This window comes from Flagellimonas lutimaris (assembly GCF_003581615.1).
Taxonomy (GTDB): domain Bacteria; phylum Bacteroidota; class Bacteroidia; order Flavobacteriales; family Flavobacteriaceae; genus Flagellimonas; species Flagellimonas lutimaris.
This window is the reverse complement of the sequence record NZ_QXFH01000004.1, coordinates 105,756-118,443: the sequence shown is the minus strand read 5'-3', so window position 1 is coordinate 118,443 and position 12,688 is coordinate 105,756. Positions and strand designations below refer to the sequence as shown.

General features: G+C 39.1%; 12 protein-coding genes. 3 read left to right on the top strand and 9 right to left on the bottom strand.

What is annotated here, in order from left to right; all coding sequences use genetic code 11:
- Positions 1-18: 18 nt before the first annotated feature.
- Together dtd and rsgA are read right to left on the bottom strand one after the other, a co-directional pair.
- Positions 19-471, bottom strand: a complete 453-nt coding sequence (gene dtd, locus D2V08_RS00530) for a D-aminoacyl-tRNA deacylase (RefSeq protein ID WP_119606202.1) — start codon at positions 469-471, stop codon at positions 19-21.
- Positions 472-1,410, bottom strand: a complete 939-nt coding sequence (gene rsgA / locus D2V08_RS00525) for a ribosome small subunit-dependent GTPase A (RefSeq protein WP_119606201.1) — start codon at positions 1,408-1,410, stop codon at positions 472-474.
- Positions 1,411-1,505: 95 nt separating this feature from the next.
- Here rsgA and D2V08_RS00520 point away from each other — a divergent pair, with 95 nt between their 5' ends.
- On the top strand, positions 1,506-1,946 hold the full coding sequence (locus D2V08_RS00520) for a hypothetical protein (protein WP_119606200.1): 441 nt from the start codon (positions 1,506-1,508) through the stop codon (positions 1,944-1,946).
- A gap of 72 nt (positions 1,947-2,018) precedes the next feature.
- Here the strand turns inward: D2V08_RS00520 and D2V08_RS00515 are convergent, their stop codons facing one another.
- The 5 genes from D2V08_RS00515 to D2V08_RS00495 form a co-directional block, all read right to left on the bottom strand.
- A complete protein-coding gene (locus D2V08_RS00515) occupies positions 2,019-2,693 on the bottom strand; it encodes a head GIN domain-containing protein (RefSeq protein ID WP_119606199.1) in 675 nt (224 codons plus the stop codon).
- A gap of 135 nt (positions 2,694-2,828) precedes the next feature.
- Entirely contained in the window at positions 2,829-3,911 is a 1,083-nt protein-coding gene (locus D2V08_RS00510) for a bifunctional 3-deoxy-7-phosphoheptulonate synthase/chorismate mutase type II (RefSeq protein WP_119606198.1), read from the bottom strand.
- A gap of 8 nt (positions 3,912-3,919) precedes the next feature.
- Positions 3,920-4,780 carry a prephenate dehydrogenase gene (locus D2V08_RS00505; protein WP_119606197.1) on the bottom strand — a complete coding sequence of 287 codons (861 nt, stop codon included), beginning with the start codon at positions 4,778-4,780 and terminating at the stop codon, positions 3,920-3,922.
- 3 nt (positions 4,781-4,783) lie between these two features.
- Positions 4,784-5,926: a pyridoxal phosphate-dependent aminotransferase gene (locus tag D2V08_RS00500; RefSeq protein ID WP_119606196.1), complete on the bottom strand. Its 1,143-nt coding sequence runs from the start codon at positions 5,924-5,926 to the stop codon at positions 4,784-4,786.
- Complete coding sequence (locus tag D2V08_RS00495) at positions 5,926-6,753, bottom strand: prephenate dehydratase (RefSeq protein WP_119606195.1); 828 nt, start codon at positions 6,751-6,753, stop codon at positions 5,926-5,928. Before D2V08_RS00495 ends, D2V08_RS00500 begins: the two co-directional genes overlap by 1 nt.
- A 376-nt stretch (positions 6,754-7,129) precedes the next feature.
- Between D2V08_RS00495 and gldA the strand changes: the two genes are divergently transcribed.
- Together gldA and D2V08_RS00485 are read left to right on the top strand one after the other, a co-directional pair.
- The gene (gene gldA / locus D2V08_RS00490) at positions 7,130-8,023 is read left to right on the top strand and encodes a gliding motility-associated ABC transporter ATP-binding subunit GldA (protein ID WP_119606194.1); all 894 of its coding nucleotides are present in this window, start codon (positions 7,130-7,132) and stop codon (positions 8,021-8,023) included.
- Between the two features lie 96 nt (positions 8,024-8,119).
- Entirely contained in the window at positions 8,120-9,571 is a 1,452-nt protein-coding gene (locus D2V08_RS00485) for a pyridoxal phosphate-dependent decarboxylase family protein (protein WP_119606193.1), read from the top strand.
- Here D2V08_RS00485 and D2V08_RS00480 read toward each other — a convergent pair.
- Positions 9,568-11,889, bottom strand: coding sequence for a TonB-dependent receptor domain-containing protein (locus tag D2V08_RS00480; protein ID WP_147374016.1), 2,322 nt, complete (start codon positions 11,887-11,889; stop codon positions 9,568-9,570). The two genes, D2V08_RS00485 and D2V08_RS00480, sit on opposite strands and share 4 nt — an antisense overlap.
- A gap of 65 nt (positions 11,890-11,954) precedes the next feature.
- Positions 11,955-12,674, bottom strand: coding sequence for a helix-turn-helix transcriptional regulator (locus tag D2V08_RS17430; RefSeq protein ID WP_220473363.1), 720 nt, complete (start codon positions 12,672-12,674; stop codon positions 11,955-11,957).
- Between the last annotated feature and the right edge of the window lie 14 nt (positions 12,675-12,688).

Genomic DNA, 12,688 nt, shown 5'->3' with positions numbered 1-12,688 from the left:
TTTTTCGACATAAAGTAATTATTCTTTGTTTTTTGTATCCATTGTAATGGTCACAGGGCCATCATTTAGGAGTTCCACTTTCATGTCGGCACCAAAAATACCCGTGCCGACTTTTTTTCCCAGTCTTTGCTCCAACACCTCAACAAATGCCTCATACATGGGAATGGCAACATCAGGTTTCGCCGCTTTAATGTACGACGGGCGATTTCCTTTTTTTGTTTGTGCATGCAGGGTAAACTGGCTAACTACTATAATATCACCATTGATATCTACGACCGAACGGTTCATCACATCATTTTCATCACTAAAAATTCGAAGGTTTATTATTTTATTCGCCAACCAATCAATGTCCTCTTTACCATCAGCATCCTCTACTCCCAACAATACCAACAGACCATTTCCGATAGATGAAACTACCTTGTCCTCAACTGTTACACTTGCTTTTGAAACTCTTTGTAATACAGTTCTCATTTATCTTTCTCTATATGGATTATCTTCATCACCGGTTAACATCTGAACATAGCTTCGGTATCGGCTTGCAGCTATTTCATCATTCTCCAAAGCTTCTTTAACGGCACACTTTGGCTCATCCAGATGGAGACAGTTATTGAACTTACACTCGGATTTCAAGGCAAAAAACTCAGGGAAATAATTACCAATCTCATGCTTTTCCATATCTACAATACCAAAACCCTTTATCCCTGGAGTGTCAATGATTCGGGCATCAAAAGAAAGATCGTACATCTCGGCAAAAGTGGTAGTATGTTGCCCTTGCATGTGCTGCTCTGAAATTTCGGCGGTTTTTAACTTGAGACCTGGCTCCAATGCGTTTACCAAAGTGGATTTTCCCACTCCAGAATGTCCAGCAAACATGCTAGTGTTACCGAACATCAATTCTTTTACTTTATCGACATTTATGCCTTTTTTGGCTTCAATTTGAATACATTGATATCCAATTTTGGTATACAGGCCTACCAGGTAATCAACCTCAAACTTTTCCTCTTCACTATAAACATCCATCTTATTAAAAAGAAGTACTACGGGAATTTCATAGGCTTCGGCCGTAACCAAAAATCGATCTATAAAACTGGTAAAGGTGGGCGGATTGTTCAGCGTAACCAAAAGAAAAACCTGATCAAGGTTGGAAGCTATAATATGGGTCTGTTTGGAAAGCTTCACCGACTTGCGAACAATATAGTTTTTTCGCTCACCTATTTCGGTAATTATACCAACAGTCTCATCTCCAATTGTTTCCAAATCGAAACCAACATGATCGCCAACCGCTACCGGATTGGTGCTTTTAATACCTTGTGTTCGGAACTTTCCTTTAATACGGCATTCATAAAAATCTCCCTCTTCAGATTTCACCGTATACCAGCTTCCAGTTGATTTATAAACAGTCCCGTTCACTAATTGTTCATATTTTGACTACAAAGAAACAATATTACTTCTTTTTCGTCGTATATCTTTATTGAGAGTTTTAACAATCATTAACTTAATTTATTATGAAAAAAATCATTTTGGCAGTAGTTGTGCTATTTGCAGCCTCATTCACTGTGAGCGCACAACAGTACCATGTAGTAACCAGTGTCGAGTCCATTGTTCCTAATGGGCTTGGAAGATCAAGAATTATAAATGCCTTGGAAGACAAGGATTACAAAGAATTTACAAGCGTTCAGACCGAGGATGACAATACCCGTAACAAATCTAAAAGAAATGAAATTCGCGTAAAGAATTTTGAGGAAACCAAACTTTTGAATTTTTACAACATCGGTGGTATCCGTTTTCAGAACATTGCTGCCAACGATGCCCTGATTACTTCCATGATCAATGATATGATTTCCAATGGTTGGGAATTGGCTTTTGTGGTAAGTGGAGTAGAGAGCGAAGGTGGTAAAGGTGATGGACAAGGCATCTTTATTACGCGTTACATTTTCAAAAAGTAATATTGCCAAAATAACCCCATAAAAAAGCCCTCCAAACTTTTTGGAGGGCTTTTTCTTTAGCTACAAGTTTCACTAATCCTTAATATAGACCCTTCCGCCTACAAAAGTTTTTTTATGGACCGTTTGTGGGTTTCCGTAAACATATACATCTCCACCGGCCTTGACATTAATATCCACAAGTTCCGATGCGAATACATCTGCCTCACCTCCTGCTGAAATCTTTACATCTGTTGTGGCGGTTCTTAGCTCTCTTCCTTCAAAAATACCGCCTGTATTGATAACAACCGTTTGATTTTTTGCCAATCCGGAAGCTCGAACAATTCCACCTGTCACCGCACGTATATCAGCATAATCCACATCCATTCCAATGTGAATCACGGCTCCTTCTTGTGCCCTGAGCTCTATTTTGCTCTTATGGACCATCTCATTACAAGTAATTTGTGCACCTTCGTTACTATCGATTACATCCAAATTGGTGTAGTAGACTTCGATCATGGTATCCTCTCCTTGAAACTTTTTGTCCAGCTGCATTCTTAGTTTCAGCACCCCGTTTTTGTTGGTCCATTTAATATCATCGACATTCCAGCCTTTGATCATAATCTTGTTCTCGTCGGATTGGATCAAGTTGACCTCGATCAAATCAAAAACTTTAATCTTGTTGAACTCTCCAACTTCTGTATCAATGATTCGTTGTGAAAACATAACCAAGGGAAGTAAAAGAAGACCTAGTGTGTATATTTTTTTCATGATAGTGTGTTTTTACTTCTGAAAGATTATGTTTTTGTTGAATTGTTACAGTTTGAAACAAAAAAACTATTTGCAACAACGGAACTTTACCGAAGCTACAAATAGTTCTTCAAAAATCCTGATTAAAAAACCAGTCTATTTATTGATAATTTTTTCTTGGTGGTTAATTGATTCCTGGTGAATTGCCTTGAACATTTTCAATACAAATTCCTCGCTCAATCCTCTTTGCTCTCCTTCCAAGATCATATTGCCCAGAATAGCATTCCAACGGTTACTCTGAAGCACTGCTACGTTCTTTTGCTTTTTCAGCTCACCGATTCCATCAGAAACTTTCATTCTTTTCCCCATTAAATCAATCAATTGATTGTCCAGTATGTCAATCTGTGCTCTAAGGTTGCTCAAATTGTTATTGTATTCCGCTTCCTCATCAGTCTCTTTTCTAATACGAAGATCTTTCATCATCTGAACCAAGGTTTTTGGGGTTACCTGCTGAGCGGCATCACTCCAAGCATTGTCCGGATCATAATGTGTTTCTATCATCAAACCATCAAAATTCAAATCCAACGCAGTTTGAGAAACATCAAAAACCATATCGCGTTTTCCTGTAATGTGACTTGGATCGTTTATGATGGGCAAATCAGGGAACTTGGTCTGTAACTCAATGGCCAACTGCCATTCTGGAATATTACGGTATTTGGTTTTTTCGTAAGTGGAAAATCCTCTGTGGATAACACCCAACTTCTCAATATTGGCAGAATGCAATCGTTCCACAGCTCCCAACCAAAGGGATAGATCAGGGTTTACTGGATTCTTCACCAAAACAATTTTATCGGTTCCTTCCAAAGCATCGGCAATTTCTTGAACAATGAACGGACTTACGGTAGAACGTGCACCAATCCACAACAAATCAATATCGTGTTCCAAGGCTAGGTCTACGTGTGCCCTATTGGCAACCTCTGTAGCGGTTTTTAGACCGGTCTCTTCCTTTACTTTTTGCAACCACTTCAAGCCAATGGCCCCTACTCCTTCAAAATTTCCTGGACGAGTTCTTGGTTTCCAGATTCCGGCACGGTAGTAGCTTACATCGGTATCCTTAAGCTCATGGGCTATTTTCAGCACTTGGTCCTCGGTTTCCGCACTGCACGGACCTGCAACTACCAATGGATGACCCAAATTCATATCATCCAACCATTTTCTCATTTCCTTTTTGTTTTCCATAATACTCTCTATTTTTTTGTAAGTGGTATTCCTTTTAGTATTTGTTTTATTTTATTGGTGTTACTCATTTCTAGGTGGACATTCTCAAAATCATTGTCCAAAATCATTTGCTTAAAAGTGGTAAGGTTTTGAATGTACTCTTCCAATGTTTCTACAACATTATCTTTATTCTGTTCAAAAATTGGCGTCCACATATCGGGTGAACTTTTTGCCAAGCGAACCGTACTCTCAAAACCACTTCCCGCCATGTCAAAAATATCACGCTCATTTTTTTCTTTCTCAATAACCGTCTTTCCCAACATAAAAGAGCTGATGTGTGATAAATGAGATACGTAGGCGATGTGTTTATCGTGTGCTTCGGGGTTCATATACCGAATTCGCATGCCTATTTCCTGAAAAATAGCCAATGCTTTTTCTTGAAGCTTGAATGCTGTTTTTTCTACTTCACAAATAATCATGGTCTTGCCCGTGTACAGACCTTCGAATGCTGCTGCTGGTCCGGAAAACTCGGTACCTGCAATAGGGTGACAGGCCATAAAATTTCTTCGTTTTGAATGATTGGCAACTTGTTCGCAGATCAAGCGCTTGGTGGAACCTGCATCTACCACCACGGTCTCATCTCCTGCAGCATCCAGTATTTTGGGCAATTCGGTGACCAAAACATTCACCGGAATACCTAAGTAAACCAAATCTGCCGTTGCCAAAGTCGAATAATCTCCTTTTTTATCAATGATTTGAAGTTGTAAGGCTTCATCCAGATGGGCATCACTTTTATCCACACCAATGATTTCTACTTCGGGATGCAACTTTTTTACATCCTTAGCAAAAGACCCGCCAATTAATCCAACTCCTATGATGACTACTTTCATAATCTAAAATCTTTCTATGGCTTCCTTGATTTTGTCCTCTTTTACACAAAGGGAAAAACGAATATAGCCTTCACCATTGCTTCCGAATATGGTTCCCGGCGCAATGAAAATATTTTTATCGTACAACACTTTATCTATAAATTCTTCGGATGGTTCAGCTCCTTTGGGCAATTTGCACCACACAAACATTCCCACCGCATTTTTATCGTAAGTACAACCTAATTTGTCTGCCAGTTGGAACATCAGTTCCCGTCTTTCGGTGTAGACCTTATCCAATGCCTCGAACCATTCGGGACCACTTTGCAAGGCAGCAATCGCCCCTTTCTGAATACCGTAGAACATTCCTGAGTCCATATTGCTCTTCACTTTCAACACTGCATTGATGTGTTCCGCACTTCCAAGTACCATTCCCACACGCCAACCTGCCATATTAAAGGTCTTGCTTAAACTGTTTAGCTCCAAAGTGCAATCTTTTGCTCCTTCGATAGACAAAATACTGGTCGGGTTACTGGAGAGCACAAAGCTGTAAGGGTTATCGTTCACCAAAAGTATCTGGTTGGAATTGGCAAAATCTACAAGCGACTTTAACTGTTCCATATTTGCAGTAGCGCCAGTGGGCATATGTGGATAACTGATCCACATTAATTTCACTTTGGACAAGTCTTTCTTGGAAAGTTCCTCCAAATCTGGAAACCAACCATTTTCCGCTTTCAAATCATAGGTGACGGGTACACCACCCACCAAATTAGTGACAGAGGCATAGGTTGGGTAACCCGGATTGGGCAACAATACCTCATCTCCCTCATTTAAAAAGGCCATACTAATATGCATGATTCCTTCCTTGGAACCCATCAAGGGCAATATCTCCGCATTGGGATCTACCGATACTTCAAACTTTTGCTGATAGAAGTCGGCAATGGCCTCCCTCAATTGAGGTAATCCTTGGTAGCTTTGATATTGGTGTGCCCCCGCCTCGATTATAGAATCCCGAAGCGTTTCCAACACCTGCGGCGATGGTGCCAAGTCCGGACTACCAATTCCCATATTGATGATGGGCTTGCCCTGGGCAATCAACCCCCTTACTTCCCTTAATTTTTTAGAGAAGTAATATTCCTGTACGCTATTTAACCTATCTGCTGTTACCATTACAACAATGCATTTTTATATTCACCCAAAACCCTAAAATCTTCGGCCATGATCTGCAATAAAGATTTTGTTTTGGCAAAGTGTTCGTATTTATCAAAAGTGACATCGACAAAAAAAGCATACTTCCAAGGGGTCTCGATTACGGGCAAAGACTGAATCTTGGTCAGGTTCATATTGCAATCGCTCAGCACGTTCAACACAGTGGCCAAACTCCCTCTTTTGTGATCGGTTATAAATCGTAAAGATGCCTTATTGATCTCTTCTTCTGGAAGTACTTTATTTTGTTTTTTGAGGATGATGAACCTCGTGGAATTGTTCACAATGGTCTGGATATTGTCCGCAATAATTTCCAAATCGTATAAATCAGCCGCCATTTTAGGGGCAATTGCAGCAATATGCTCTAAATTTCCCTCATTGATTCGTTTCGCTGTTTCGGCCGTATCCACACTTTCCACTAATTTAATTTGAGGATGTGCCTTAAAAAACTCTTTACATTGCAACAGCGCCATGGGGTGTGAATGTACCTCTTTGATATCATCAAAAGTTTTCCCCTTCATAACCATAAGGTTATGGTGGATGTTAAGGTAGTGCTCCCCAATTACATGAATGTTATTGTGATATACCAGATTGTAATTAGAGATAATAGATCCTGCGATAGAGTTTTCTATGGCCATAATTCCTTTGTCAGCAGTGCCTAACAATAGGTTATCTACTACCGCGTCAAAAGAGCTGCATTCGAGCAAATCAATCTTATCTCCGAAAAAATCCGTGGCCACCTGATGGTGGTTCGATCCTTTTATTCCTTGTATGGCGACTTTTAATTCCATTGCAAAAAAAAAGCCCCGATTGTATCGGGACTTTATAAATTGGTTATACTTTAAACGTATCTACAATAGTCCCGCTCCTCTTTGAAAAAAGAAGTAAAAATAAAAACGGTTCCAGAAATACGTGTTTGTCATCTTGTTATTAATTAAAGGCTAATTTAGGTATTCAATCCGAAAAGGACCTGTATTCACAAATTTTTTTTGATATTTCTCAAAAAAGCCATTTTAACTGCACATTATTTTACAGAAACCATACTTTTTTAAGAATTCTTACTCCTATGATTATTTCCCCATGATTAAAAACCATGCATCCTGGATTTTGAAACCCAAGGATTAAAACATCTAAAAGTGTATTTTTGGAATCAAGAAATTATTTTGAATGTCCATCACCGTACAAAACATTACAAAAACCTTTGGTTCGCAAAAAGCACTGAACAACGTTTCGTTCACTATCAACAAAGGTGAAGTCGTAGGTTTTTTAGGTCCCAACGGGGCCGGAAAGTCTACCATGATGCGAATTCTCACCACATATTATAAAGCTGATAATGGTGAAGCAGCCGTAAATGGCTTTGATGTTTTAGAGGCTGAAAAAGACGTTCAAAAAAGTATTGGCTATCTCCCAGAGCATAATCCGCTGTATTTGGAAATGTATGTAAAGGAGTACTTGGCCTTCAACGCAGATGTGTACAAAGTAGACAAGTCCAAGATCAATGATGTTATTGAACAAACCGGGCTATCTCCCGAGGCCCACAAAAAAATCGGTCAGTTATCCAAAGGATACCGCCAACGCGTAGGTCTTGCTGCCGCCTTGTTGCACGACCCAGAAGTTTTGATTCTTGATGAGCCCACCACAGGACTAGACCCCAACCAATTGATCGAGATCCGAAAACTGATACGTGAAATTGGGAGAGAGAAAACCATTCTACTATCCACTCATATTATGAAAGAAGTGGAAGCTGTTTGCGACCGCGTAATCATCATAAACAAAGGGGAATTGGTGGCAGACAAAAAACTAGAGGAACTTCGCGAAGCGGAAGAACAAATTATTGAAGTGGAATTTGACTATCGCGTAGAAGAACAACTATTGCAGCAAATGCCCAATGTTTCAAAGGTAAAAAACACGGGAGGCTTTGTTTACGAAATCACTTTTGGCACATCAAAGGATATGCGACCAGTGGTATTCGATTTTGCCCATGACAATAAATTAAAGACCCTCCAACTCAGTAGAAAGAACAAAAACTTGGAGAGCCTCTTTACGGAACTCACTTCCTAACTTTCTTTTTATCCCAATTGATTGGACAACCGTCCAAAATGGGATGGAAAACCGTTCCAAATATGGTACTTTTGCGGTTCAGTTGAAACAGGACTTATGAAGAAGAACAAAGCCAGATTGGAACTTTCCAAAGAAGAAATGAAAAGCTATGGGTATCAAATTGTGGATGCCATAGTGGAACATCACGCTACACAAGACCAAAAATTACCTGTAGCACTTGGGTCCCGCAAAGAAATGGATTCGCTTTTTTTGGAAGAGGCCCCAGAAAAAGGTTCAGACCCATCCCAAGTACTCGACTTTGTTTTGGAAAAGGTAATGACCAACAGTGCCAACTTGGCTCATCCGAGATCATTTTCATTTGTTCCTGGTCCTAGTAATTATATTAGTGTTATGGCCGATGCCTTGGCCACAGGTTATAATATTTTTTCTGGGGGATGGGCCGCCAGTCCTGCTGCAGCTGAACTAGAGATTGTAACCATTCAATGGTTATTAAAGGTTTTTGGTTTTCCGAAGAAAAAAGGTGGAGGTATATTTACCAGTGGTGGTTCCATGGCCAACCTTACCGCTGTTGTTACCGCTCGCAGAATAAAATGTGGCGATGATTTCTCCAAAGCGGTCATCTATTTGTCCGATCAGGCACACTCTTCCAACATTAAAGCAATTCGGGTGTTGGGCTTCAAAAAAGAACAGATTAGGATAATTCCCACTGACAATGAACTCAAGTTTTCTGTAAACAAATTGAAGAACTGCATTGCCAAAGATAGATTAGAAGGACTTCAGCCATTTTGCTTGATTGCCTCTGCTGGAACCACAAACACTGGAACCGTGGATCCCTTGGTGGAATTGGGGAACATTTGCAAGAAAGAAGATATTTGGTACCATATTGATGGTGCCTACGGTGGAGCGGCTATCTTATCCAAAAAAGGCAGACAGGCCATGAAAGGGATTGAAAAGGCAGATTCATTAACCGTGGATCCACATAAATGGTTCTTCCAACCTTATGAAATGGGCTGCCTATTGATAAGAAATCATAAAAACCTGAGCCATACATTTACCGAAAAACCTGAATATTTAAGGGATATCGAGGGGAATACCTCCGAAATCAATTTTTATGACCATGGGATTCAGTTGACCCGTAGATTCCGAGCCTTAAAATTTTATATGTCTTTAAAAACCTTTGGTTTAAAAGAATTCCGAGATGCTATCACCTACAATATTGATTTGGCCGAAGAAGTGGAAACGATGTTGAGAGGCAGTAAGAGTTGGGAAGTTGTTTTCCCAGCCACCTTGGCCGTTATTAATTTTAGATACAACCCTATCAATAAAAAATACTCGGAGAAGGAGTTGGATAAAATCAACCAGTACATTTCAGAAAAAGTAGTGGAATCACGCAAAGCTTTGCTTGTCACCACTATTTTAAATGGACAAATTGTACTACGAATGTGTTTGATCAATCCAAGAACCACTATGAAAGATGTTACGGATACCTTTGAGCTTTGCAAAAAATATGCGTTGGAGATTGAAGAGGAATTGGCAGGTAAAGTCTAATTGATTCGATTTAGGTTTTCATCAACATCTTTGTTCTTGAATTTGGAGGTTTTGTTACCAAACTTATATTTTACGGCAACAGCAATTTCCCTGGCATCCACAAAATAGGTTCCGTTCGCCTCTACTCCATTTATGGAATAACGCTCCTCAAAATTCATGGCTTTGGTGATATCATTCAAGCGGATAGCACATTGGAATTTTTCAAAAAAAGTTTTGGTCACAGAGGCGTTCAGGACCAACATAGCATTCCTAGTATAAATTCCTTCGTTACGTTCGGTCATCATCCATCCGCCAAAAGAAACAATGGTACCTGTGGCAACTTTAAATTGTTGGTCGGTATAAGCATACACATAAGGCTTTGCTGTTGCTAAAATCGCTGAAGAATCCTTGATCTTATTATAGTTTAAACTCACAGAGGTCGTGGAAGTCCAAATTTTGTACGAAAATGGCAGGGTAACCCCTGCGTAAAAACCCGACTCCTTTTCCAAATTGGTAGGCGAAAGGGTTGCTGTGGCATCCGGTGTTTCATAACTTATGGCATAGTACGATGGATTGTCCTTTTGGTAAACATCCATAAAAAATGATTTGTTCTTCCATTGCAGATTGGAAGTAATCCGGTGGGAAATAGTAGGCAACAGGTTTATATTATTGGTAGCTTCCAAAAAAGGATTGATGAATACCGAAACGGAGCTAGTTTGCGAAAAATTGGGCCTAACAATATTTCGAGAATAGTTCAATGAAAGAGTTTTGGTACTGTCCAACTTAACATTGAGACCAGCTTTGGGAAAAATTCTAGTGCTTTCTCTATTGACCAGAGGACTTGTTTCGTTGTTCAGCATACCATTTACATTATTGTGTTCCACCCTAACCCCAATGTTAAGTTCCAGTTTCTTATTCAGATTTGAACTAAAGTTCAAATAGGAAGCATACAGCTGTTCTTTATAATCATAATCAGCATTTACTTCATTTTGGGCATCCAATTGCTGAACATTGGAATGGGCATTGGCCCGTCCTTCGTTCCAACTTACCCCAAATTCACTTTTTAATTTATCGGAAATTGCATGTTCAACATCACCTCTAGCGGCAAAAGAACCTATTTTGTATTCTTGGTATCTGGATTCATCCAAGGAAAAACCTTCATTGTTGTAATTGTTAAAAATATCCGTGTCCAACTTTTGCTTGAAGGAAGAATATTGGATTCCCGTGAAAAGATTCCAATCGGAATCTATCTTTTTATTGTAATTGAAATTGCCACTAAAGTATCCTCGACGATTATCGTTTTTAGGTTCGGATAAAATTTGATTCTCTTCGACTCCATCCCGAACAAAAGTGTTTGTTTCAAAATCAGCATCGTCCATTTGATGCTTCATTGTGGTATTGAAGGATACATAATCACTATCGTTAAAAGGGTAGTAAAATCCAAGACCACCATTAATTTGAACCCTTTTATTATTTGGAATCAGCACCAAATAATCCGAATAAATGTCCTCCTCGGGAATTGCAAATTCAAAAGTATTGCTCTCCCATTGCCCAATTACATTATAATTGAGATTGCCCCGAACACTCCATTTTCCATTGGAAAAACTTCCGTTGGAACTCAGGTAATTGTTAGTATTTTGCCTAAAAGATATCGTTTCGCCAAGACTCAGGGTAACTCCCTTATCCGTACTAGTCTTTATATGAATCAAAAGCACAGCTTGGCCTTCAGCTTCATATTTGGGTGATGGATTGTTGATAAGTTCAATGCTCTCAATCCCTTCTATGGACAACCCTTTGAATTCATCCAAACTGATACGCTGATTGCCCAAATAAATTAAAGGGCTCCCTTTAGAAATCACCGAAATGGATTCACGATCTGGTGAAATTTGAATATTGGGAACTTTTGAAAGGACTTCCATAGCATCCACGACGGAAGCAAAAACAGGATTTTGTACATCAATCTTAAGATTGCCATTAGCTGTGGTTATGGGATTTTTCAAGGCAGTGACCTCAACAGCTTCAAGCTCGGTCAATTGATCTTTCAACTGAATAGAAAATTCAAGATTTTCACCCAAGATAATCTGCTTGGAATATTTTTTAAAACCCAAAGCAGATACTTCTAATAGATACTTGCCTCCATTTACCTCATTAAATAAAAACTCGCCATTCACCAAGGAAGTGTAAGCTATTAAATTTTCTTTATTGGAATCAAACAAAAGGACATCTCCAATAGAGACCATCTGATTATTTTCATCAACAACACTTCCCTTAAAAGTGAATTGTTGTTGACCATAACTTGAAATGTATAATGCAAAAAATAAAAAAGAAAGCTGCTTCAAAACGGTTCGATTTTGAAACAAATTACGAGGGTAAATTGGCTCAGATAAAGCCTAACAGGTCTGATTTAGGTGCTAGCACCCGTACTATTTTCCAACAATTCCCGCCTATTGGCCACATTTAATTTACTGTAAATGTTAGTGATGTGGCTTTTTACCGTGCTTAAACTAATATAAAGTTCGTTGGCTATTTCCTTATTGCTTTTGCCTTGAAGGATAAGGTTGCGAACCAATGTTTCCTGTTTGCTCAACTTGGGAAGAATTGATTTGTTTTGTCCCTTTCTTTGCCTTACCACCGCATAGGCCAATAATAATATAAGTGCAATTAGACCAATGTTCACCGACCTACTCCATTTTAATTTCTCCATTACCTTCTCTTGGTTGATATACGCCAGTTTCTCTTCCAGAAAAAGATATTCGGAGGGAGAAATGTTGCTATCTTTTAATTTCCCCAGCAATGACACGTAGTAAGATGGATTATCGGCAATATCCCTGTTCAAAAGACTTTTCTCCTCTAAAACTTTAATAGCAATGAGCTTTACCTTCAATATTTTTAGTGAATCTCGTGCATAAACCGTCAACTGTTCTTCCTTTTCACTTTCAGTTAACCCTGAAGTATGCAGCACTTGCTCAAATTTTTTAAATTTTTTCCATTCTATCGAGGTTAACCCACTGTCAAGACTATCGGTTTGCAAAAAAACTTTTTCCAAAGAAAAATTTTCCCTAGCATACAAGCTTGTGGTAAACATCTGCACTAATAAGAATAAAAGGAGTGGTAAATATTTCAAAATGACCGTGTTTG